Raw genomic sequence first — 21835 nt, forward strand, 5'->3', positions numbered from 1 at the left:
GGTGGTCCCTGGGACGGTGCCTCCTGCCCCTGTCCCGTGACCTTGCCGGATCGCATCGAAGGCCCCGACCAGACCGTATACGTGTCGTGGAACGAGCACCCTGCCGTGGCCGGCATCCTCGCCGAACCCCTGGCCGACGCCTACACCTTCGCCGCCGCCGCGCTCGGTCCGCGTGAACTGCTCGAACGCGTCGAGCACCTGCAGAGCCTGCACGAGCAGCGTCCTGATCCGCATGCCGTGCGCCGGTCGGACCGCGCGGACTGACGCAGACCCGATGACGCCCCTCGACAAGCCCCTGCGCCGCGAAGTCCGGATCGACGGTACGCCCTACACGCTCACCCTCGACCCCGACGGACTGAAACTGGTTCCGAAAGGCCGGCGCAAGGGACTCGAACTGCGCTGGCAGGATCTGGTCAGCGGCGATGCGGCGCTGGCCACCGCGCTGCAGGCATCGCTCGAAGCGCCCTAGTCCGGGCGCACCACGGACCCGGGCGCTGCCGACGGCGTTTTCACGCGCCTGCGTCCATAAGGCCGCATGGCCGAACCCCCCTTTCCTGCTGCAGCCGCACGCACCCTGGTGCTGTTGGCCGTCGCGCTCGCGCTGGCGGCCTGCGGCGACTATCCACGCGACGCCGACGACATGACGGCCCGCGCCGCGGGTCAGGGCATGCGCGTGGGCGCCAGCCACGATCCGCCGTGGGTGCTGGTGGGGCCCGACGGCGACGTCACCGGGCCCGAGCCGGACTTCCTGCAGCGCTATGCCGATGCCCACGGCTACCGGCTGCACTGGATCGCCGGCGGCCACGATGCACTGATGCGCGACCTCGAACGCGCCCACCTGCACGCCGTGGTCGGCGGCCACCACCGCAAGTCGCCGTGGATGCCGAAAGTCGCCTGGTCGCAGCCGCTGCACGTCCGGCCGTCCGACGATGCGCCGATGCCGGAGCGCCGCATCGCGCTGCCGCCGGGGCAGTCGGCGTGGCAGCTCGCCTTCGACACCTACCTTGTCGGGCAGGAGCACGCGCCATGAGCCGTGGGCACCGCCTCGCGGCCCTGAGTGGCGCGCGATCCGTCGCGGGTGCCCGCCTGCGCAGTGCCCGCGCACGACCGTCCCACCCGGGACGTCCCGTCCGGAGCACCGCCCGATGAGCGTCTCCCCCCGCCCGCCGCCGCGCGAACTGCCCGAGGCGCAGCGCCACGCGTTGCACCGCGCGGAGCGGCTGTGCGGGTGGACGCTGCTGTGGATGTCGCTGGTGTCGGTCTTGATGTTCCTGGCCATGGGCGGCTCGCAGGCGATGAAGACCGCGCTGATCGAGGACGTGCTGAGCCTGCTGCCGTCGGTCGCGTTCCTCGTCGCCAGCCGGTTCCGGCGCAAGGGCGTGGATGCCGAATACATCACCGGCCGCGAACGCGCGTTCGACACCAATTTCCTGATCTCCGCGGTCGCGCTCACCGGCGTGGGGCTGGCGCTGGTGTACGAAGGCCTGCATACGCTGTTCACCGCCACGCGCCCGGTGGTGGGCAGCGTGGTGATCGCCGGGCACGTGGTGTGGCAGGGCTGGATCATGATGGCGGCGCTGGCGGTCTCCGCGATTCCGCCCGTCATCCTTGGACGCAAGAAGCTGGCACTGGCCAAGGCGCTCTCGCTCAAGCCGTTGCACACCGATGCGGACGTCGGCAAGGCCGACTGGATGACCGCCGCAGCGGGCATCGTCGGCGTCGCCGGCATCGGCCTGGGCTGGTGGTGGGCGGACGCGGTGGCCGCACTGGTGATCGCCGGCAGCATCCTGCACGACGGCGCCAGCAACCTCCGCGACGCGGTGCGCGACCTGCACGATGCACGTCCGCAGAAGCTCGACCGCAGCGAACCCGACCCGCTGCCGGCACGCCTGTGCCGCGAAATCGCCGCGCTGCCGTGGATGGAGGGTTGTGGCGTTCGCGTGCACGAGGAAGGCTTCCATCTCTCGGGCATCGTGCTGATCGGCAACCGCACCCTGACCGCGGCCCAGGTGGAGGAAGTGCGCGCGATCGCGCACGCGCTGGACTGGCGGTTCGACCAGATCGACGTGTCGCTGTCGGGCGGGGTTCCCGACCGGCCCGTCGCAGAGGCCGCCTCCCGAGCGGACAGCGCCCCCACGGCGTCGCCCGTGGCCACCGCGCAGGGCCCGCGCAGGCGCACTGCGTGACGCGTTGCAGCCTCGCTCCCGGCCGACATCGCGCGGGTTTTCACCACGTCGCGACAAACCCGAACGGTGCCTCCTGGCGCCCTGTTCGGCTAACGATTCCACCACGGCTCCCTTGGCAAGGTGAACAACCTGAACGGGCCAGCGCTTCCCCCGACGATACCCGGACACGTACAAGCTGCCCCAGTCAAAGGGACCCTTGCATGGACCAGAGCCTCGCGGATTTTCTCGAACACAACGCCGAAACCGTCATCTCCGACGCCGTGGAGTTCGCCCGCACCATCGACGTCGGGCGCACCCTGGACGACGTCACCCTGCGCGACCACCTGCCCGAGATCATCTCTACCGTCGTGGCCGATCTGCGCCGGCCCCAGACCCGGCGCGAGGAGATCGAAAAATCCGAAGGCCGGGCCGTCCCGGCCGCAGGTGCACCGATATCCGCGGCCGGCACCCACGCCCTGCACCGTGCCCTGAGCGGCTACAGCATCTCGAACCTGGTGGCCGAGTACCGCGCCCTGCGCGCGTCGGTGCTGCGCAAGTGGATGGAAGTGCCCGAACGCGCCGCGCGCGGGCCGGGCGAGATCACGCGCTTCAACGAGGCCATCGACGAAGCGATCACCGAATCCGTGCGCCACTACGCCGACGAAGTCGAGCGCTGGCGCAACCTGTTCCTCGGTGTGCTGGGCCACGACCTGCGCAGTCCGCTCACCGCCATCCTGCTCACGTCCGAGAGCATCGCCCGCAGCGTGGCCGGGCAGCCGGTGGAGCGCGCAGCCCAGCGCCTGGTGCGCAGCACCGAGCACATGTGCGACCTGCTGGACAAGCTGCTGGTCTACAACCGCGCGCAGATGGGCATCGCCTTCGAGATCCGCCGCGAACCCGTCGACCTGGGCGTCGCCTGTGCCGAGGAGATCGAACACCTGCGCTCGTCGTTCCCGATGGCAAGCATCCGCTTCGACGCCGAGGGCGACCTGCAGGGCCGCTTCGATGCCGCCCGCATCCGCGAGGTGCTCGACAACCTGGTGGTGAACGCCGACAAGTACGGCACGCGCGGGGGGGAGATCCAGGTGCGGCTGCGCGGGGACGGCGGGAAGGTGCACCTGTCGGTGCGCAACGCCGGGCAGCCGATCCCGCGCGAGAAGCTCGAGGTGCTGTTCGAACCGCTGATCCGCGGCGCGGTGGTCGCCTCCAGCGACGAGGAGGAACGCACCAGCCTGGGCCTCGGCCTGTTCATCGTGAGCGAGATCGTCAAGGCGCACGGGGGCCGCATCACCGCCGAATCGGACGACGGATTCACCGCGTTCCACATCGAACTGCCGCGCCACTGACGAGCGCGGGGCCGCGCCGCTCCCGGATCGGCTTGCCGGGCACGACGACATGCGTGCCCTGGCGACCGCATACGGGTTGGCCCATGCGGGGCGTATCACCCCTCACGCCATCATTTCGAACAGCACCATCTCGCCGCGCCGCACCGCGCCGTCGTCGCCTTCCCGGGCGCCGATCGCCTGCGTGCGCCCGAACGCGGTTCCGCCACAGCGGTTCGTGGGATCCCGACCCCAGACTAGGCACCGGTCGTGTCGTCCCCCGCGATCGCACCGGCCAGCTGCGCCTCGATCCGCCGACGTGCATCGCTGTCGGGGGCCGTCCGGCGCGCCACCTCCGCGACCACGGCGCGCCTGGCATCGAGCAACCGGTGTCGCGCGGGGGACGTGGTCCCGCCGCGCACCTCGTCGAGCGCCCGCAGCAGGCGCAGCAGCACGGTGGTATTGCCGTGCGCATTCTCGAGGATCTGGTCGAACGCCAGCGCCAGCAGGCGATCGAACCCCGGGCCGGCGGGCAGCACGCGCAGTCCCTGCGCGTCGCGCAGCGGCCGGGGTCGGACGCGGCGTCCGGCCAGGCGCCGCAACAGCAGCGACAGATAGTCCAGGCTGGTGACCGCGGTGGTGCTGTCGTTGATGGCGGGAGACAGCGCCTTCAGGGCCACGTCGACCAGCTGGCGGATGCCGAAGGCCACGTCCTGTTCGATGGTGCGGTAGGAATCGATGGCATACATCCCGGCCAGGCGATGCAAGTCCCCGACCCCGGGCGCTCGCGCCGTGCCGATGCTCGCGATCGGCAGGTCGGGGCTGGCGAAGTCGCCGAGGCTGGCCTCCATCCGCACCACCACGTCGCGTTCGCGGGCGAACGCCAGCAGGGCCTCGTAGTCCACCCGCTCGATGTAGCCCATCTGCGACGCGGTGACCGGATGCCAGTGCAGCCCGTCGCCGGCCTCGTGTGCGGGCACGGCGTCGTCGCCCTCGAGCGGGTCGGGAAACAGCGCGTCGATGGTGCACAGGGTGTCGGCGGCAATGCCGTGGGCGATCGCGCCCGACTGGATCGATGCCGCCACGTGGTGGATGAAGAACACCAGGAACGCCACCGCCACCAGCGCCAGCCCCAGGCCCGAGGTCACCGCCACCTGCGGAACGAAGCCCTCGCCTTCGCTGCCGGTGATCGTGCGCATCACGCACAGGCAGTAGGCGAACACGCCGAGGAACACGCCGAGCACGACCTGGTTCCCCCGGTCGCGCATGAAGTTGCGCAGCACACGCGAGGTGTACTGCGTCGAAGCCTGCGCGAGCGCGACGATGGTGATCGAGAACACGACGCCGGCCACCGTGATCATCGAGCCTGCGATCGTGGCCATCAGTTCGCGGGCCCCGTCGGCACCGACCGCCCACAGCGCCTCCCCGCGCTGGCCGGCCCCGCTTCCCGACTGCCGGTCGAGCGTCACCAGCCCGACGGCCAGGCCGATCGACGCCAGCACGATGCAGCCGGGCAGGAACCAGAAGCTCGACCGCAGGCTCACGGCGAGCTTGCCCAGCGCCCCGCTCGAAATCCGGTCGGCCATGCTTCGCCCCTGTGAGACGGCGAAGTGTGGTCCGGTCCGCGTGGAGGGCGCGAGAACGGTCGCGCCGCTCGCCGCGTGGACGGGAATGCGCCGCCGTTACGGGAGGGTGACGGGAGGCGCGCCCACAGGGGCGTAGCATCGACCCCGGGGGATCCCCACACAGGGGGACACGACATGGACAGCACGCTGGCGGACTTCATCGAGGAGAACGCCGAGATGGTCGTCGAGCAGGCCATCGCCTTCGCGCGCACCGTCGACGTGGGACGGCCGCTGGATGAAGCCACCCTGCGCGACCACCTGCCGCAGATCATCGAGACCGTCGTGCAGGACCTGCGCACGCCGCAGACACGCGCGCAGGAGATCGAGAAATCCGAGGGCCGTACCCAGGGCGGCCCGGACCAGGCCATGTCCGCGGCCGGCACCCACGCCCTGCACCGCGCGCGCAGCGGCTACAGCATCGCCGACCTGGTGGCCGAGTATCGCGCCCTGCGGGCGTCCGTGCTGCGCGGCTGGGCCGATGCGCCCGACCGCTTCGCACGCTCGACCGCCGAGATCGCGCGCTTCAACGAGGCCATCGACGAGGCCATCGCCGATTCGGTCAGCCACTATGCGAGCGAAACCGAACGCTGGCGCAACCTGTTCCTCGGCGTGCTGGGCCACGACCTGCGCAGCCCGCTGACCGCGATCCTGATCACATCGGAAATGATCGGGCGGATGGCGGCCGGCGAGCCGATCGCGCGGGCGGCGCAGCGCCTCCTGCGCAGCGGGGAGCACATGCGCGACCTGCTCGACAAGCTGCTGGTGTACAACCGCACGCAGATGGGCATCGGCTTCGAAATCCGCCGCGAGCAGACCGACCTCGCGGACGACTGCGCCGAGGAGATCGAGCTGTTGCGGGACTCCATGCCCCTGGCGCGGATCCGCTACCAGGCCGACGGCCCGGTGCGCGGACTGTTCGATGCGAGCCGCGTGCGCGAGGCGCTGGCCAACCTGGTGGTGAATGCCCACAAGTACGGGACTGCCGACTGCACGATCGACGTCGAACTGCGCACCCGGGGCGACGACGCGCAACTGGCGGTGCGCAATCCCGGGGCTCCGATCCCGCCTGAGACGCTGGAACGGCTGTTCGAGCCGCTCAAGCGGGGCGGCGTGGCCGCCTGCGACCAGGCCGAGCGCGCGAGCCTGGGGCTGGGCCTGTTCATCGTGAGCGAGATCGCCAAGGCGCACGGGGGCAGCATCCAGGCCGACTCGCGCGACGGATCGACCACCTTCCACCTGCAGCTGCCGCGCGCCTGATCGGCGCCGATCGCCCGGGCCTCCAGCCCATGCGAGCGAGGCCCCGGAACCGGGGCCTCGACGTCGCACTGGTATCAGGATGTATCGACGGCACGTACACCGGATCGCGAGTGCGCCGGAAACCAGCGGAAGGCCGCGTCGCCCGGCATCGCGCCTGCACTGGATCGTGCCGGGTGACGCGGACTCCCAGGTCCCGACGCAACCGCGGTCAGGCGGCCTTGCTGTCGGCCTGGGCGCGCTCGTTGCCGCCCTGTTCGGCGATCATGGTGAGCTTCTCGTCGGTGGACTTCTCTTCCTTGAGCGTCTCCAGCAGCAGCCTGAGCGCATCGCGCTGACCCTGCTGCTTGGCGAGTGCAGCCAACGTGCCGTAGGCCGCGATCTCGTAGTGCTCGACCTTCTGCGCGCCACCGATCAGCGCGGCATCACGCAGCGGGCCCTTCTCGATCGAGTCGATCACATCCTTGCTTTCCTCGACCAGGCCTTCCATCGCGGCGCACTTGATGCGCTTGAGCTTGATGCCCATCAGTTCGACGATCTGGTCGATGCGCTCGATCTGCCCCTGGGTTTCTTCCAGGTGGGCCTCGAAGGCCGCAACCAGCTTGGGATTGTCTGCCGCGCGCGCGAGCCGGGGCAGCGCCTTGGACATCTGCTTCTCGGCGCTGTAGGTGTCCGAAAGCTCGTGGATGAACAGTTCTTCGAAGTTCTTCACTGACATGTCACATGCTCCGTCAAGGTAGTGGGATGCGCTCCGGAGCGCGGAGCGTGGGATGACCGGTCCGACGGCGTGGCTCACACGACCGCCGGACCGCAAACGGCAAGTCCCGGCCCGTCGACGGGCCTGGTTGCCGCGTTCACGCGGATAGGCGATCGATCAGCGGCCGTCGCCGTCGGCGTCGCCCGGCAGGGCCCGCTCCACGCGGTGCCACGCGGCGCGGGTGGCATCGCGCGCGTCGTTCCATTCCAGCCGCGAGTTGCCGCGGCCGCGCTCGTATTCGGCGCGCAGGTCGCTTTCGGCGGCATCGAAGTCGCGGTCGGCGTAGCGAGCACGTCCTTCGTAGCCGGTGCGATACGCGGGCGCGTAGTCCTCGTAGCCGAACTCGGGCTTGCGGTAGGTCTCGGTGCTGTAGTTCTCGCGCCAGTAGGCTTCTTCGACCGTGGGGTTCACGCGTTCGCCCACCGCCTTGCCGCCGAGGCCACCGGCCACCGCGCCCACCGCAGCGCCGACCACCGTGCCGACCGGTCCGGCCACCGAGCCCACGGCCGCACCCGCCACGCCGCCGGCGGCGGCGCCTACGCCCGTGCCGACGGGATGCGCGCCGGGCGTGCCGGTGATGGGATCGCGGTTGGCATCATGCTTGTCGAGATGCGTTTCGTCGTTGTGGTTCGTCATCGCCATGCTCCATGGAAGGGGGTCGGCCCGAGGCCGGCGCCAAAGGTGCGGCCGGCGGCGTGAGCGAGACGTGTTGCTGCAGTGCGATCTGCTGAACGCGGATCCGCGCGGATTCAGCTAGATCGAGAACGCTTCATGCAGCCGGTGCACGGAGTGGAGTCGGCGCGCGCGTCGAACCCTGGCGACCGTTCAGCCGAGCCCGGGTGCGTCGTGCCTGGCCGGCTCGACGGCAGGTGCACGGGTCGCGGCGAAGGCCGGATCGCGCTGCGGCTCGAAGCGCTCCAACTGCGCATAGTGCTGCTCGACCGGCGTCGACAGCGCATCGGTGACGCGCAGCCGGGCGAGGTTCGCTGCAGGGTCGGGCGAGGCGGTCGGCCCATGCCGCACCAGGAACACGAACTCGCCGCCCCCGGCCACGTCGGTGGCGCGACTCGTCGCGACGTGCAGCGCATCCCCGGCGTCGAATCCGGCGGCGCGGGCGCACACCAGCAGGCCGGCGCTCAGGCGTTCGCTGTCGGCGTCCCAGCGCTTGCCCGCACCCGCGTCGAGCGCACGCACGCCGTCGCGGATCCGTTCGCGCAGTGCGTGATCGGGATGACCGGGATCATCGGGTGTGCGCGCGCGTTCGAGCATCGGCGCCGGATCGTGGAACGGATGGCCGTGCTCGCGCGGCTCGCGCCGCGTGCGCGCCGGATCGGCGGGATGGCCCGCGTCGGGCGCGGGCTGCCCGGGCCGGGGCGTGAAACGTGGATCGAGACCGAGTTCGAGTTCGCGCATCGCCGAAGGCAGCACCTCGATCGCCGCGACCGGGGCCGGCGGCGCCGACCCGAGCGGCCCGAGCGGCCCGAGCGGCCGGTCGAGGTTGACCCGCAGCGCCACCTGCACCGTCGCCGGATCGACATCGCCGGTCCGCGGAATGCGGTGGTCCTGCTGGAACGCGAGCAACGCGCCCTGCATGTCGAGCCGGTACACGCCGTCGATGGTGATCGGGCGATCCCCGGTGGCGCGGTACCCGTCCGCGGCCAGGGCACGCTGGACGGTGGCGATGCGGTCGCTGGTTTCGCCGAGTCTGAGAATCCCATCTTCCTCGACTGCCCTCGCGCCCAAGTCCCGACGATGTTCCGCCTCGACCGTGAGCCTTCCGCTCGCGAGATCTTCGATGTAGTGCTCGAACTGCCGGTAGTACCGCGTATCCACTTCAATATGGACGTGCACGCCGGCTGTGCGCGGCAATCCGCGATTTCCCTGCACCCCGAGCGACTGTCCGTACTCGACTGTGTCTCCGACCCGCACGGAAACCGGATCCAGATGGCGAATACGGGCCACGACCTCGCCGCCTTGGCGGTCGATGATTTCCACCATGCCACCGCTCTGGCGAACCATGCTCACGATTCCGCCGACGGGCGCTGGAACGCCGATCTCGCGAGGACGCTTGCCAGGCGGCGGCGCGGGGTCTTCGAGGATGAAGTCCTTGACGATCAGCACCTGGTCCGGCTTCAAGGAGCCATAGCGATCGGTGGTCGCATCGATGGTCTCCTGGAATTCTCCGGAGACGAACGCGTACGACCGGTCGCCACCGCGATATCGCGGCTGCTGATCTTCCGCACCGAACACGGCGCCATCCCGCATGTGGATATGGCGGTTGGCCCGGGGGTGGTGCGTGACGAGGTCTTCGAGATCCACGACTGCTTCGTTGACCTGAAGATCCCGAGTTCCCTTCGGCGCGCCCAACTGTTCGACGCGGAACGTCCTGCCGGTCGCCATTTCCGTGGTCCTTCACTCGCAGCGGATGTAGGCCGTCTCTCCAGCTCCGGTCCCGATGACGAGCGTTGGCCCGTCCAGCCTGAATATCACCGGGTCGGCGCCGTCATGCTCGCCGGTCCCCGGGCTGTAGGCCAACTCGATGCGCCACGTCGGAGGGTGTGTCCCGACGACCTCCACGCGCCGTGCCCGGCTGGTGTTCTCGTACTGACCCATCAGGTCGGCCTCGATCGACAGGAAGCTTTCGCCGTCGTAGTTGATCGGACAACCGATTTCCCGCTCGACCCATTGACCCCTGATTTCGCTGGGATATTCCACCCAGCCTTTCGAACTTTCGGAGGACGGCTCAGCTTCGAGCGTGCGCGGGGTGCGATCGGGCGCCATCCCAACGACAGGGTCCACTGCCGCCGCCGCAGGGCCGCTGTCCAGCACAGGTTCGCTGCGCGCCTTCGTGTCCTGCTGCGAGCAGGCGGCGGCGATGCACACCGCAAGCGCCAGCCCCGTTCCATGAACGCGCATCGTCGTCATCCCTGAGTTCGCGTGGTCCGTGGGCCGAATCGTCCCTCCGGGGGAAGGCGGAGTCAAATCCACGCAAGGTCGGCCAGGCGAGACAGGACCGCATTCACAGCCAGCCCACGGCCATCCGCGCAGGCTGGCGGCATTCGAACCAGGACGCACGCCGATGACCGCCGAACACAAGCCCACCGCGCAGGAATTCCGTCGACCGGATCGACGCATCGGCAAGCTCGTCGGGTACGGGTTCCTGGTGCTGTTCGCGCTGGCGATCACGGCGGCGGTGCTGCAGGCCACGCTGGGGACGCCGAAGAACGGGACGCCGGAGATCCCGCCGCCGACCGGCACGCGATAGGACACGGCCATCGATCCCGCGTCGCCCGGATAAGCGAAGCGCAGCCGGGGCGGGATGGGTGACGCGTACTCGCGTGCTTCGGCTTCGCCGGGTGTATCGAGCGCGAGGGGAGACGAGCGGAGCACGGCGTGGCGGGAGCGCTTGACCGGGCGCACATTGCGGGCTCGCGCATTCGTTGCGTTCGGACAACCGGGCATCCTTAGGTCCCGGATGCGCTGCGCTTATCCGGGCTACGGAATCGAGGGTCTGTGCCCAGCTCCGTCAGCCCTTCCGCATGTCGAGTCCCGGATGCGCTGCGCTTATCCGGGCTACGGAATCGAAGGTCTGTTCCCACCTCCGTCAGCCCTTCCGCACGTCGATCCCCCGGATGCGCTTCGCTTATCCGGGCTACGCGGTCGTGCGCCCCGCCAGGTGCGGGCCGCACACGGCTGCCCGCGTGCAACCGCGGCATGACATCCCGCGCATGGCTGCCTACAGTGCACCGCAGTCCGTACGCGAGTCCCGCATGGCCGATCGCCCGACCTGGTCGCGCAGCTACTGGTTCGACCGCTGCATCCTCGCGGTGCTCATCGCGTCCACCGCGTGGCTTTCGCTCGCGCTGGCGCGCGGACCGGGCGAACTGGCGGCGATCTGGATCGGCAACGGCATCCTCGCCGGCTGGCTGCTGTCGCGGCGCACCACCACCTGGCGTGGCTACATCGCGGTCGCCTTCGTCGCCGAACTCGCGGCGCGCATGCTGGCTGGCGACGAAGCGCCCTACGCCGTCGCCATCGCCGCCTGCAACCTGATCGAAGCACTGGTCGTGGCAGGCGCGGTGCGCTGGCGGGTGTCCGACACCCGCGATCCGCGCGACTGGATGCGCATGGGCGGCATCGCCACCGCCGCCACGCTGCTGGCCTGCGCCGGCTCGGGCGCGCTGGCGGCGGGCGTGGCGCATGCCATGCACGCGCAGCCGTTCCTGCCCGCGCTGGGGCGCTGGTTCTCGGCGCACGTGGTGGGCATGGTGGTGGTGGCGACGATGACCCTGGTCGCGCAGCGCGAACGCACGCGCCTGTTCGCGCTGCGTGGCCGCACCGGCAGCCTGCTGGCGTCGCTGGCGCTGCTGGTGGCGACCACGGCGGGCGTGTTCCTCACCGACTACGCCGTGCTGTTCCTGGCCTACCCGCCGCTGCTGCTGGTGGCGGTGCAGCACCGTTTCGTGGGCGCCGGCCTGGGCGTGATCGCGATGGCGCTGGTGGCCGCCACCCTCACCACGCTCGGACACGGCCCGCTGTGGCAGCAGGGCCTCGACGACACCGGCCGCATCGCCCTGATCCAGCTCTACATCGCCGGCGGCTGCCTGATGACGATTCCCGTGTGCCTGGCGCTGGCCGAACGCGACCGCCTCGCCGGCCGCCTGCGTGAGAGCGAGCGCCGCTACCGCATGCTGGCCGACCACTCGCACGACGCCATCACCCGCGTGCGCGCCGACGGCGAACGCGTCTACGTCTCGCCCGCCGCCACCGAGATGCTCGGCTGGGACGCGGACGAACTGCTGGGCTCGCGCTGGTCGATCGTGCACCCGGACGACCGCGATGCGCTGGAGCAGTCGATGGCCAGCGCACTGGCCTCGGGCGAACCGCGCACCGACCAGTACCGCCTGCGCCACCGCGAGGGGCACTACGTGTGGGTCGAGGCGGTGTCGCGCGCGATCCCCGCCGACGACGGCAGCGGCCGCACCGAGCTGATGATCAACGCCCGCAACATCAGCCGCCGGGTCGCGGCGGAACAGGCGCTGGCCGAGAGCCGGCGCGAACTGGAGCGCCAGTCGCGCGTCGACCCGCTGACCGACCTGGCCAACCGCCGCCAGTTCGACGAACGCCTGTCCCTGGCCTGCAAGCGCCTGCAGCGCCACGGCACGCCGATCGGCCTGCTGGCGATGGACATCGACCGCTTCAAGTCGATCAACGACGGCCACGGCCACGCCACCGGCGACGCGGTACTGCAGGCCTTCGCCCGGCGCCTGTGCGAGAGCGTGCGCGAGACCGACCTGGTCGCGCGCGTGGGCGGCGACGAATTCGTGATCCTGCTCGAGGACGGATCCGCCGACGGTGCCGAGGCCGTCGCGCGCAAGGTGGTCGCGGCGATGACCGCACCGGTCGAGGCCGGCGGAAAACCGCTGGAGGTCTCGACGAGCATCGGCGTGGCGCACGCGCGCGAGCCGGTGGACCCCGCCACGCTCATGGCACGCGCCGATGCGGCGCTCTACGTCGCCAAGCAGGCCGGCCGCAACCGCTACCACGTCGCCACGCCGTACTGATCCGCGACGCCCACGCCCGCGAGCGTCCGCCGGGAACGGGCGCTCGGCGACGCCGCGCGTCACCCGGGCGCGCCGGCCCTGCCCGCGGATCGCGGCCTGCACGACCGCACGGCCCACGCTGGTCTAGACTGCGCGGCCCACCCGCGCCCTCGCAGCGCCGTCGCGGAGCCCCGCGGCGCGATGCAGGCCCCCGCCCCGCGAGGCTGCCGTGCCCACATCGCGCGACCGTGACACCCCGCCCACCCGCGACGCCGAGCGCGTGCAGCTGGCCATGGCCGCTGGCGCCATCGTGGGCACCTGGTTCTGGGATGTCGCCGGCGACGCGCTGAGCGTCGACGAAGCGCTCGCACAGGCGTTCGGACTGGATCCGGCGCTGCCGCGCGAGAACCTGCGCCTGGAGCAGGTGGTCGCCACCGTGCATCCCGAGGACCAGGCCGCACTGGGCGATGCGATCGAGGCGGTGCTCGCACGCGGCGGCCGCTACGTGCACCAGTATCGCGCCCGCGGCGCCGACGGCACCTACCGCTGGCTGGAAGCGGTGGGCCGGGTGGAGCTGGACGCCGACGGCCACCCGCTGCGCTTCCCCGGCGTGCTGATCGACATCGACGAACGCCGCCGGCTGGAGTCCGAACGCGACCAGGCGCGCAGCCTGCTCGATTCCTTCATCGAGGCGGTGCCGGGCGTGGTCTACGCCAAGGACCGCCAGGGCCGGCTGCTGATCGGCAACCGCGGCACCACCGAGCTGCTCGGCCGGCCGCCGGAGGCCTACATCGGCCGCACCGATGCCGAGCTGCTGGCCGATCCGGAGCAGGCGGCCGCAGTCATGTCCGCCGACGCGCGGGTGATGGACAGCGGGCGGGCCGAACAGCTGGAAGAAGCGGTGAGCTTCCCCGACGGCCGCAGCGCGTACTGGCTCTCGACCAAGGCCCCGCTGCGCGATGAAAGCGGCGCCGTGGTCGGCCTGGTGGGCACCTCGGTCGACATCACCGCGCGCCGCACCGCCGAGCGCCGCCACCGCGAGATCGAGGAGCGCTACCGGCTGGCGGCACAGGCCACCAACGACGCCATCTGGGACTGGCGCATGGTCGACGGCCACGTGATCTGGAACGACGCGCTGCGCACCCTGTTCGGCCACGATGCGGACCAGACCAGCGCGCAATGGTGGATCGAGCACATCCATCCCGACGACCGCGCGCGAATCGACCGCGAGATCCACGCCGTGGTCGACGGCGGCGGCAATGCCTGGAGCGGCGAATACCGCTTCCGCCGCGCCGACGGCAGCTATGCGGCGGTGTTCGACCGCGGCGCCGTGCTGCGCGACGATCGCGGCGCGCCGGTGCGGATGATCGGCGCGATGCTCGACCTCACCGCGCGCAAGCAGGCCGAAGCCGCGCTGGCCGAGCGCGAGGAGCGCCTGCGCCTGGCCACCGATGCCGGCGACCTGGGCTTCTGGGACGTGGACCTGGTGCACGACCAGCTGATCTGGCCGCCGCGCACCAAGGCCATGTTCGGCATCTCGCCGGACGTGCCGGTCAGCCTGCGCGACTTCTACGACGGCCTGCATCCGGACGACCTCGACGCGACCAGCGCGGCGTTCGCGGCCGCCGCCGACCCCGCCCGCCGCGCCCTGTACGACGTCGAGTACCGCACCGTCGGCAAGGAGGACGGCATCGTGCGCTGGGTGGCGGCCAAGGGCCGCGGCCTGTTCGAGGACGGGCGCTGCGTGCGCGTGGTGGGCGTGGCGATCGACGTCACCGCGCGCAAGGCCAGCGAGGCGCGCCTGCAGGAACTCAACGAACGGCTCGAGGCGCGCGTGGCCGAGGAGATCGCCGGGCGCGCGCAGGTGGAGGACGCCCTGCGCCAGGCGCAGAAGATGGAGGCGGTGGGCCAGCTCACCGGCGGCATCGCGCACGACTTCAACAACATGCTGGCCACCGTGATCGGCCCGCTGGATGCGCTGGCCCGGCGCCTGGGCGACGGCGACCCGCGCAACAAGCGCTACGTGGACCTCGCCCTCAACGGCGCCACCCGCGCCGCGCAGCTCACCCAGCGCCTGCTCGCGTTCTCGCGCCAGCAGCCGCTGCAGCCCGTGGCGCTGGACCCCAACCGGCTGGTGGCGGGCATGTCGAGCCTGCTCACGCATTCACTGGGCAGCAGCGTGCAGCTGGAGACGGTGCTGGCCGCCGGCATCTGGTGGATCAACGCCGACGAGAACCAGCTGGAGAACGTGATCCTCAACCTCGCCGTCAACGCGCGCGACGCGATGCCCGACGGCGGCCGGCTCACGGTGGAAACCGCCAACTGCGACCTCGACCATCGCTACGCCGCCGAGCACGCCGGCGTGCAGGCCGGGCAGTACGTGATGATCGCGGTGACCGACACCGGCGCCGGCATGCCGCCGGAAGTGATGGCCAAGGCCTTCGATCCGTTCTTCACCACCAAGGAAGTCGGGCGCGGCACGGGGCTTGGGCTGTCGCAGGTGTACGGCTTCGTCAAGCAGTCCGCGGGGCACGTCAAGATCTATTCGGAAGTCGGCCAGGGCACCACGGTGAAGGTGTACCTGCCGCGGCTGCTGCGGCGCCCGCAGCCGCAGGCCGACGCGCCCGCGCGCGCATCGACCGCGCTGCCGCTGGGCGATGCGCAGGAACTGGTGCTGGTGGTGGAGGACGAGCCGGCGGTGCGCGAGTTCTCGGTGCAGGTGCTGCAGGACCTGGGCTATCGCGTGCTCGAAGCCGACGGCGCCGAGGCGGCGCTGCGCCTGCTCGAGGCGCATCCGGACATCGCCCTGCTCTTCACCGACGTGATCATGCCCGGCCTCAACGGCCGCCAGCTGGCCGACCGCGCGCGCGAGACGCGACCCGACCTCAAGGTGCTGTTCACCACCGGCTACAGCCGCAACGCGGTGGTGCACAACGGCGTGCTCGACCCCGGCGTGCACCTGATCGGCAAGCCCTTCACCGCCGAAGACCTCGCCCAGCGCGTGCGCGCGGTGATCGACGGACTGGCGCCGCTGCGGTAGGGGCGCGCGCCGGCGGGACGCCCCGGTGATGGCGCGACCAGCCCCGGATGCGGCCTTCGGCCTTATCCGGGCTACGCGATCCGGGCAACTCGACTGCGTCGGATCGCGTCGCCCGGCCAAGCGAAGCGCATCCTGGGCCACGCCCACCCTCCGGAACGCCCCATGCCCGAACCCCGATGCGACTCCGCCCATCGAGGCGACGCTCCCGTAGCCCGGATAAGCGAAGCGCATCCGGGGTGCACCGCGTCGCCAACATCATTCTCCGCCCGCGCGCCCCTGCACACCCGCCTCCCCATGCACTCTCGCCTCCCCAGGTCCCCCGCAGCCCACGCATCCGCTGCCGAGGCACGTCGCGCCGGCCATTGACGCAATCATCACATCCCGGTGCGAGATGCTGCCGCCCCGCGGTGCACGCCGGGGATGCGTCGCCCGTCCGGGCATGCGGCCTGCACCCGCCTATCCACGAGGGGACACGATGCGCAACCCGGCGGTGCTGTTGGTGGACGACGAATTCGCCATCGTCGAACTGGTGGGCGACGAGCTCTCCGACATGGGCTATGACGTGGTCACCGCGCGCTCCGGCGTCGAGGCCCTGGACCACATGGCGACGGGCAAGACCTTCGATTTCATCGTCAGCGACGTGAGCATGCCCGAGGGCGTCTCCGGCGTGGATGTCGCCCGCCGCGCGCGCGAGCTGCAGCCGCAGGCGCGGGTGATCCTGTCCTCCGGCCGCACCCGCGCCCAGCTGCCCGAGATTCCCGACGACGCGCAGTTCCTCGCCAAGCCCTATCGCCTGACGCAGCTGCTGGAACTGCTGGCGCCGGCCTAGGCACCCGCGATGCGCGCGTCGCCGCGTCGCCCGTAGCCCGGGTAAGCGGAGCGCACCCGGGAAAGCCTTCGCCCCATCGACGGATGCCCCGCGAACCCGGATGCGGCCTTCGGCCTTATCCGAGCGACGCAGGGGCCGCGTCGCGTAACCGGGTAAGCGAAGCGCACCCGGGGAAGCCTTCGCCCATACACGGGGGAGGCCTTCGCCCCATTGATCCACATGCCCCGGCAACCCCGGATGCGGCCTTCGGCCTTATCCGGGCTACGCAAGCGCCGTCGCGTAGCCGGGGTAAGCGAAGCGCACCCTGGGAGGCCTTCGCCCCATCGATCCACATGCCCCGGCAACCCCGGATGCGGCCTTCGGCCTTATCCGGGCTACGCAAGCGCCGTCGCGTAGCCCGGGTAAGCGAAGCGCACCCGGGGAAGCCTTCGCCCATCGATCCGGATGTCCCGCGAACCCGGATGCGGCCTTCGGCCTTATCCGGGCTACACAAGCGCCGTCGCGTAGCCCGGGTAAGCGGAGCGCACCCGGGGATGCCGGCGGCCGCCTCGCACCACTACCTCGCACCACACCTCGCCCCCCCTCGCCCCTACCCCAGCGGCGTCCGCCACCGCCATGGAAAATCGATCGCCTTTGAGATCCCCACCCGCGGCCCGATACGCGGCTCCGCCGGTGGTGGCATGCCGTCGGTGACGATGCGCACGCCGCGGTCGCCGGTCACGAGGTCCGCGCCGTCGTGCGCGCGGGTGAGGCCCATCGCCTGCGACAGCTTGCCCGGCCCGTTGGCGAGGTCGCGGTCGCGCCGAGCCGCCGGCCGCAGCGCGCGCATGCGTTCGAGCCCGGCGATCGGCTCGATCGCGCGCAGCAGCACGCCGGCGCCCTCGCCCACCTCGCCGCACACCGCATTGCTGCCCCAGTGCAGGCCGTAGATGAAGTACACGTACAAGTGGCCGGGCTCGCCGAACATGGTCGCGTTGCGCGGCGTTTGGCCGCGGAACGAATGCGCGGCCGGATCCTCCGCGCCGGCGTAAGCCTCGACCTCGACGATGCGCCCGGCGCGGCCGTCGTCGTGCACCAGCAGCTTGTTGAGCAGTTCCGGCGCCACCTCGGCCGGGTGCCGGCGGTAGAAGTCCCGCGGCAGCGGCGCCCAGGGGTCAGGCGTCGTCGTCGACACGTTCCACCATCGCCTGCACGCGGCTGCGCACCCATTCGCGCTCGGCCGGCTCGACTTCGCGGCACAGCGCGTCGGCGCGATCCTGCACGGCGTCGAAGAAGGTCTCCATGTCCTGCCGCAGCAGCGGCAGTTCGGCGTCGATCTGCGCCAGCCGCTGTTCGATCGCGGGCCGGTCGAGCTTGGGAACGGGCTTCATGGCGCGATGATCGCCCCGGCGGCGTGGGGTGCGCGTCAACTCCGGCGCTGCCCTCAGCCGCGCAGTTTCAGCATCGGCTGTTCGTCCAGCGTGCCGTCCTCGCGGATCACCACGTGGCGGGTGTTGTCCTGGTCGAACAGCACCGGGATGGGCGGCTGGAACAGCGGCCGGCGCACGAAGGCCAGCCGCCAGCGGAAGATCTCCATCGCCTCCAGCGTGACCAGCTGCGGCGGCGTGAGCCCGGCCCGCAGCAGCTCCGGCGCGGTGGGCTGCGCGTCCTTGCGGCGCTCCTGCCCGCGCGGCGGCGCGGCGGGACGCGGCGAAGACGCCTCGGGCGTGACGGCACCGACCAGGCGTGGCGCAGGCGCGGCCGCAACGGCCGGAGCCTGGGACGGCCAGGGGCCGGGAATGACGGTGCCTTCGGTCTGCAAGCTGAGCATGGTGGAATCTCTGGACGGCCCAGGGGCCGGACGATGCGTCCGCCGGGACCTCCGGCGGGGCGCACAGGCCCCATGCAAAGCCTGTGCCATCGGCCCGCAGACCTGAAAGCCGACGCTCTTCAACGAGGCGCGCCCTTGTGTTCCTTCCCCTGGTTCACGCGGCATTGCGCCTGTCCCACGCGTGGAAGGTGGCCCGCAGGCCCGAATGGGCAATGCGACAACGCGTCGGAAAGCGTTCCCCTCCGCCGTCGGCACCGCCCATCCATTAAAGGGCGCGATGCTCCGCAGCGCGGAGGCAGCACACGCCTGATCTTCTCGCCGGGCCGCCCTCTAGAAGCTGTTGACGTGCAGGATGTTCCCGTCCGGATCCTTGAACCAGATCCCAGCGAACCCCTCGTCCAGGTGCACCCCGGCCTCGATCCGCAGCCCCATCTCCGGATATTCCTCCATCCGCACGCCCTTGCCGCGCAGGTCCGCGGCGATCGCCGCCACGTCCCCGCCCCCGCTCCACACCACCGCATTGCCCGTGCCGGGCCGCAGCCCCTTCGACGGATACACCACCAGCCAGGTGTCGCCGGTGCGGAAGGTCAGCACGCCCTCGCCCCCGTCGCCATCCAGTTCCAGCCCGAGGGTGTCCGCATAGAACCGGCGCGCGCGGTCGAGGTCGCTCACGGCGACGATGGCGGACGAGGTCTTGTGTTTGAGCATGATGGCGCTCCAGTGGGTTGGAAACACGATGCGGGTCAGTCGCGGGGCTGCGGTGGCGTCCATCCAGTGGCCACGATCGCCCGGCTGCGCGGGGGAAGCCTTGCGCCTCAGTCGGCAGGCACGGCCGCCGGGTCCATCCAGAAGGCTTCCCACACATGCCCGTCCAGGTCGGCCAGGGCGCGGCTGTACATGAAGCCGTGGTCCTGCGCCGGGTTGATGTCGCCGGTACCGCCATTCGCGGCCGCGGTGGCATTGAGGGCATCCACCGCCTCGCGATCGTCGAGCGAGATGGCCAGCAGCACCTCGCTGGAACTGGCCGGCGGAATCGGCCGGGTGGTGAACGTGCGCCACTTGTCGTGGGTGAGCAGCATCACGTGGATGGCTTCGCTCCAGACCATGCAGGCCGCGGTGGCGTCGCTGAAGTGCGGGTTGTTGCGGAAGCCCAGGGCCTCGTAGAAGGCGATCGAGGCGGCCAGGTCGGCGACGGGCAGGTTGACGAAGATCATGCGGGGCACGGGGTGGTCCTTCAGTGAGTGGATGCCATGGCGACGAACCGCGGAGCAAGGAATCGACAGGGCGCCCGGTTGCGTGTACCGGACAGCGATCGTGTCCGTGCACGTTCGCTGCAGCCGTGCGACCGGGACGTCCCCGGGACCACGCGTGCGGCAGACGGCCGGACCACCGCCCGGACTCAGCGCACCGCATCGAGAAAGTGGAGATGCCGCTCGTACTGGTCGAGCACATCGTGCAGCAGTTCGTCGCGCCCCCAGCCCATCACGTCGTAGTCCTGGCCGCCTTCGCGCAGGTGGACCTCGGCCCTGAAGAACCTGTCCGCGTCGCTGGACGGACGGCGTGGATCGCGCAGCATGAACTCGGCCGGTTCGTAGGCCACCGGGCGCACGGAGTAGAAGAAATCCATCTCCGCCCCGTGCCCCACTTCCAGCCAGGCGCGGCCGTTCTCGCCGCTCTCCACCCTGACCTCCAGGCCCTGCTGGCCCAGCTCGGCCGCCACGGCTTCGAGTGCCGGGCGCACCGTGCCTTCCAGGTAACGCAGTACCTCGGCCCGGGTCGGGCTCTGCATCAGCGCGCGGATACGCGCCTTCCAGTCGGCCGTCGCGTGGCCCGGCGCCGAGACGCGTGCCGCGCGGATGCTCTGGCGCCTGGTCACGTCCAGCTGCATCGCGCGCAGCAGGCCCCAGGCCATCAGCAGCATGACGAAGGTGAAGGGAAACGCGCTGGCGATCGTGCCGGCCTGCAGCGCTTCCAGCCCGCCGGCGATCAGCAGCGCGATCGCGATCGCACCCACCAGCAGCGCCCAGAAGATGCGCTGCCACACTGGCGATTCCTCTTCGCCCTTCGAGGAGAGCATGTCGATCACCAGCGCGCCCGAGTCGGCCGAGGTCACGAAGAAGATCACCACCAGCAAGGTCGCGGCCGCCGAGGTCAGCATCGGCAGCGGATACGCCTCTAGGAACTGGAACAGCGCCACCGAGGTGTCCGCGCGCACCGCCTCCACCAGCGCGGGCGCCGCCCCGGACATCACCTGGTACAGCGCGCTGTTGCCGTAGATCGTCATCCACAGGAAGGTGAAGCCCAGTGGCACCAGCAGCACCCCGACCACGAACTCGCGCACGGTGCGCCCGCGCGAGATGCGCGCGATGAACATGCCCACGAACGGCGACCACGCGATCCACCAGCCCCAGTAGAACAGCGTCCAGCCGCCCAGCCAGCTGGTGGGTTCGTAGGCGTAGAGGTTGAACGTCATCGAGAACACGTTCGACACGTACATGCCGGTGTTCTGCACGAAGGCCTGCAGCAGGTGCACCGTGGGGCCCATCACCAGCACGAAGGCGAGCAGCGCCACCGCCAGCGCTATGTTGAACTCCGACAGCCGGCGCACGCCGCGGTCGAGCCCGGTGAACACCGACACGGTGGCCACCAGCGTGATCGCCGCGATCAGCGCCACCTGCACCCCGACGCCCACCGGCGCGTCGAACAGGTACCGCAGCCCCGAGTTGATCTGGATCACGCCCAGGCCCAGCGACGTGGCCAGGCCGAAGATGGTGCCCAGCACCGCGAAGGTGTCGACGGCATGGCCGATGGGGCCATGGATGCGCTCGCCGATCAGCGGATACAGCGACGAGCGGATGCGCAGCGGCAAGCCGTGCCGGTAGGCGAAGTAGGCCAGCGACAGCGCGACCACCGCGTAGATCGCCCAGGCATGGATGCCCCAGTGGAAGAAGGTGATGCGCATCGCCTGGCGCGCCGCGGCCACCGTGCCCGGATCGCCCACCGGCGGCTCGGCGAAATGCATGATCGGCTCGGCCACGCCGAAGAACATCAGGCCGATGCCCATGCCCGCGGCGAACAGCATCGCGAACCAGGTGGGATAGCTGTAGTCGGGCCGGCTGTGGTCCGGCCCCAGCCGGATCCGCCCCAGGCTGCTCACGCCAAGGCCCACGATGAACACCAGGAACCCCGCCACCACCAGGATCGTGAACCAGCCCGCATCCTGCGCCACCCACGTCTTGGCGCGGCCGAACAGCAGCGCCGACGCCTCGGGTGCCGCGAACGAGAGCGCCACCAGCAGCGCGATCAGCAGCGCCGTCGGGTAGAACACCGGGCCGAGGATGGCGGCGTGCCAGCGGCGCGCGGGCGGCTGCTCGTCCGGTGACGGCGTCACTGGGAGAACTGACATGTCGGGCTCCAGATCGGTGGCCGGCGCGCCGGGTGGGCCGGGGGTTCGCATCCAGCGATCCCCCAACCTGGAACGGCGCGCGCG

Annotated in this window: 21 protein-coding genes; 10 read left to right on the forward strand and 11 right to left on the reverse strand. The window is 70.8% G+C overall.

What is annotated here, in order from left to right; genetic code table 11:
- The first annotated feature begins 36 nt into the window (after nucleotides 1-36).
- The 5 genes from QFW80_RS06585 (at nucleotide 37) to QFW80_RS06605 (ending at nucleotide 3511) form a co-directional block, all read left to right on the forward strand.
- Nucleotides 37-264 carry a hypothetical protein gene (locus QFW80_RS06585; protein ID WP_280600721.1) on the forward strand — a complete coding sequence of 76 codons (228 nt, stop codon included), beginning with the start codon at nucleotides 37-39 and terminating at the stop codon, nucleotides 262-264.
- 10 nt (nucleotides 265-274) lie between these two features.
- The gene (locus QFW80_RS06590; RefSeq protein ID WP_280600722.1) at nucleotides 275-469 is read left to right on the forward strand and encodes a hypothetical protein; all 195 of its coding nucleotides are present in this window, start codon (nucleotides 275-277) and stop codon (nucleotides 467-469) included.
- A 66-nt stretch (nucleotides 470-535) separates the two neighbouring features.
- The gene (locus tag QFW80_RS06595; RefSeq protein WP_280600724.1) at nucleotides 536-1030 is read left to right on the forward strand and encodes an ABC transporter substrate-binding protein; all 495 of its coding nucleotides are present in this window, start codon (nucleotides 536-538) and stop codon (nucleotides 1028-1030) included.
- A 115-nt stretch (nucleotides 1031-1145) separates the two neighbouring features.
- Entirely contained in the window at nucleotides 1146-2186 is a 1041-nt protein-coding gene (locus tag QFW80_RS06600; RefSeq protein ID WP_280600725.1) for a cation efflux transmembrane domain-containing protein, read from the forward strand.
- A 200-nt stretch (nucleotides 2187-2386) separates the two neighbouring features.
- Nucleotides 2387-3511 (forward strand): ATP-binding protein, encoded by a 1125-nt coding sequence (locus QFW80_RS06605; protein ID WP_280600726.1) that lies wholly within the window; start codon nucleotides 2387-2389, stop codon nucleotides 3509-3511.
- A 233-nt stretch (nucleotides 3512-3744) separates the two neighbouring features.
- Here the strand turns inward: QFW80_RS06605 and QFW80_RS06610 are convergent, their stop codons facing one another.
- Nucleotides 3745-5073, reverse strand: coding sequence for a DUF2254 domain-containing protein (locus QFW80_RS06610; RefSeq protein ID WP_280600728.1), 1329 nt, complete (start codon nucleotides 5071-5073; stop codon nucleotides 3745-3747).
- 174 nt (nucleotides 5074-5247) lie between these two features.
- Between QFW80_RS06610 and QFW80_RS06615 the strand changes: the two genes are divergently transcribed.
- Nucleotides 5248-6369 (forward strand): ATP-binding protein, encoded by a 1122-nt coding sequence (locus QFW80_RS06615; protein ID WP_280600729.1) that lies wholly within the window; start codon nucleotides 5248-5250, stop codon nucleotides 6367-6369.
- Nucleotides 6370-6577: 208 nt separating this feature from the next.
- On the opposite strand, the gene QFW80_RS06620 is transcribed toward QFW80_RS06615, so the two are convergent.
- From QFW80_RS06620 to QFW80_RS06635, 4 genes are all read right to left on the reverse strand, one after another.
- Nucleotides 6578-7084, reverse strand: a complete 507-nt coding sequence (locus QFW80_RS06620; RefSeq protein WP_280600731.1) for a YciE/YciF ferroxidase family protein — start codon at nucleotides 7082-7084, stop codon at nucleotides 6578-6580.
- A 156-nt stretch (nucleotides 7085-7240) separates the two neighbouring features.
- A complete protein-coding gene (locus tag QFW80_RS06625) occupies nucleotides 7241-7759 on the reverse strand; it encodes a glycine zipper domain-containing protein (protein WP_280600733.1) in 519 nt (172 codons plus the stop codon).
- 189 nt (nucleotides 7760-7948) lie between these two features.
- Entirely contained in the window at nucleotides 7949-9523 is a 1575-nt protein-coding gene (locus QFW80_RS06630) for an XVIPCD domain-containing protein (protein ID WP_280600735.1), read from the reverse strand.
- A gap of 12 nt (nucleotides 9524-9535) precedes the next feature.
- On the reverse strand, nucleotides 9536-10048 hold the full coding sequence (locus QFW80_RS06635) for a hypothetical protein (RefSeq protein ID WP_280600739.1): 513 nt from the start codon (nucleotides 10046-10048) through the stop codon (nucleotides 9536-9538).
- A 154-nt stretch (nucleotides 10049-10202) separates the two neighbouring features.
- Here QFW80_RS06635 and QFW80_RS06640 point away from each other — a divergent pair, with 154 nt between their 5' ends.
- From QFW80_RS06640 to QFW80_RS06655, 4 genes are all read left to right on the forward strand, one after another.
- Nucleotides 10203-10388 carry a hypothetical protein gene (locus tag QFW80_RS06640; RefSeq protein ID WP_280600741.1) on the forward strand — a complete coding sequence of 62 codons (186 nt, stop codon included), beginning with the start codon at nucleotides 10203-10205 and terminating at the stop codon, nucleotides 10386-10388.
- A gap of 505 nt (nucleotides 10389-10893) precedes the next feature.
- A complete protein-coding gene (locus QFW80_RS06645; protein WP_280600743.1) occupies nucleotides 10894-12687 on the forward strand; it encodes a sensor domain-containing diguanylate cyclase in 1794 nt (597 codons plus the stop codon).
- Nucleotides 12688-12895: 208 nt separating this feature from the next.
- Nucleotides 12896-15706, forward strand: a complete 2811-nt coding sequence (locus QFW80_RS06650) for a PAS domain-containing protein (RefSeq protein ID WP_280600746.1) — start codon at nucleotides 12896-12898, stop codon at nucleotides 15704-15706.
- A 475-nt stretch (nucleotides 15707-16181) separates the two neighbouring features.
- Complete coding sequence (locus tag QFW80_RS06655; RefSeq protein ID WP_280600748.1) at nucleotides 16182-16535, forward strand: response regulator; 354 nt, start codon at nucleotides 16182-16184, stop codon at nucleotides 16533-16535.
- Between the two features lie 589 nt (nucleotides 16536-17124).
- Here the strand turns inward: QFW80_RS06655 and QFW80_RS06660 are convergent.
- From QFW80_RS06660 to QFW80_RS06685, 6 genes are all read right to left on the reverse strand, one after another.
- The gene (locus QFW80_RS06660) at nucleotides 17125-17709 is read right to left on the reverse strand and encodes a DNA-3-methyladenine glycosylase (RefSeq protein ID WP_280600750.1); all 585 of its coding nucleotides are present in this window, start codon (nucleotides 17707-17709) and stop codon (nucleotides 17125-17127) included.
- The gene (locus QFW80_RS06665) at nucleotides 17690-17905 is read right to left on the reverse strand and encodes a hypothetical protein (RefSeq protein WP_280600751.1); all 216 of its coding nucleotides are present in this window, start codon (nucleotides 17903-17905) and stop codon (nucleotides 17690-17692) included. The genes QFW80_RS06660 and QFW80_RS06665 overlap by 20 nt, the downstream gene beginning before the upstream one ends.
- A 53-nt stretch (nucleotides 17906-17958) precedes the next feature.
- Nucleotides 17959-18345, reverse strand: a complete 387-nt coding sequence (locus QFW80_RS06670) for a hypothetical protein (RefSeq protein WP_280600753.1) — start codon at nucleotides 18343-18345, stop codon at nucleotides 17959-17961.
- A 330-nt stretch (nucleotides 18346-18675) separates the two neighbouring features.
- Nucleotides 18676-19053, reverse strand: coding sequence for a VOC family protein (locus tag QFW80_RS06675; protein WP_280600755.1), 378 nt, complete (start codon nucleotides 19051-19053; stop codon nucleotides 18676-18678).
- Between the two features lie 107 nt (nucleotides 19054-19160).
- Nucleotides 19161-19559, reverse strand: a complete 399-nt coding sequence (locus QFW80_RS06680; RefSeq protein ID WP_425603525.1) for a VOC family protein — start codon at nucleotides 19557-19559, stop codon at nucleotides 19161-19163.
- A gap of 185 nt (nucleotides 19560-19744) precedes the next feature.
- On the reverse strand, nucleotides 19745-21751 hold the full coding sequence (locus QFW80_RS06685; RefSeq protein WP_280600758.1) for a BCCT family transporter: 2007 nt from the start codon (nucleotides 21749-21751) through the stop codon (nucleotides 19745-19747).
- Nucleotides 21752-21835 lie beyond the last annotated feature (84 nt).

Source organism: Luteimonas rhizosphaericola, assembly GCF_029888045.1.
Taxonomy (GTDB): domain Bacteria; phylum Pseudomonadota; class Gammaproteobacteria; order Xanthomonadales; family Xanthomonadaceae; genus Luteimonas; species Luteimonas rhizosphaericola.

Coding starts and splice junctions, on each gene's coding strand:
- QFW80_RS06590 (WP_280600722.1), top strand. CDS start 275: ATGACGCCCCTCGACAAGCCCCTGCGCCGCGAAGTCCGGATCGACGGT.
- QFW80_RS06595 (WP_280600724.1), top strand. CDS start 536: ATGGCCGAACCCCCCTTTCCTGCTGCAGCCGCACGCACCCTGGTGCTG.
- QFW80_RS06600 (WP_280600725.1), top strand. CDS start 1,146: ATGAGCGTCTCCCCCCGCCCGCCGCCGCGCGAACTGCCCGAGGCGCAG.
- QFW80_RS06605 (WP_280600726.1), top strand. CDS start 2,387: ATGGACCAGAGCCTCGCGGATTTTCTCGAACACAACGCCGAAACCGTC.
- QFW80_RS06610 (WP_280600728.1), bottom strand. CDS start 5,073: ATGGCCGACCGGATTTCGAGCGGGGCGCTGGGCAAGCTCGCCGTGAGC.
- QFW80_RS06615 (WP_280600729.1), top strand. CDS start 5,248: ATGGACAGCACGCTGGCGGACTTCATCGAGGAGAACGCCGAGATGGTC.
- QFW80_RS06620 (WP_280600731.1), bottom strand. CDS start 7,084: ATGTCAGTGAAGAACTTCGAAGAACTGTTCATCCACGAGCTTTCGGAC.
- QFW80_RS06625 (WP_280600733.1), bottom strand. CDS start 7,759: ATGACGAACCACAACGACGAAACGCATCTCGACAAGCATGATGCCAAC.
- QFW80_RS06630 (WP_280600735.1), bottom strand. CDS start 9,523: ATGGCGACCGGCAGGACGTTCCGCGTCGAACAGTTGGGCGCGCCGAAG.
- QFW80_RS06635 (WP_280600739.1), bottom strand. CDS start 10,048: ATGACGACGATGCGCGTTCATGGAACGGGGCTGGCGCTTGCGGTGTGC.
- QFW80_RS06640 (WP_280600741.1), top strand. CDS start 10,203: ATGACCGCCGAACACAAGCCCACCGCGCAGGAATTCCGTCGACCGGAT.
- QFW80_RS06645 (WP_280600743.1), top strand. CDS start 10,894: ATGGCCGATCGCCCGACCTGGTCGCGCAGCTACTGGTTCGACCGCTGC.
- QFW80_RS06655 (WP_280600748.1), top strand. CDS start 16,182: ATGCGCAACCCGGCGGTGCTGTTGGTGGACGACGAATTCGCCATCGTC.
- QFW80_RS06665 (WP_280600751.1), bottom strand. CDS start 17,905: ATGAAGCCCGTTCCCAAGCTCGACCGGCCCGCGATCGAACAGCGGCTG.
- QFW80_RS06670 (WP_280600753.1), bottom strand. CDS start 18,345: ATGCTCAGCTTGCAGACCGAAGGCACCGTCATTCCCGGCCCCTGGCCG.
- QFW80_RS06675 (WP_280600755.1), bottom strand. CDS start 19,053: ATGCTCAAACACAAGACCTCGTCCGCCATCGTCGCCGTGAGCGACCTC.
- QFW80_RS06680 (WP_425603525.1), bottom strand. CDS start 19,559: ATGATCTTCGTCAACCTGCCCGTCGCCGACCTGGCCGCCTCGATCGCC.
- QFW80_RS06685 (WP_280600758.1), bottom strand. CDS start 21,751: ATGTCAGTTCTCCCAGTGACGCCGTCACCGGACGAGCAGCCGCCCGCG.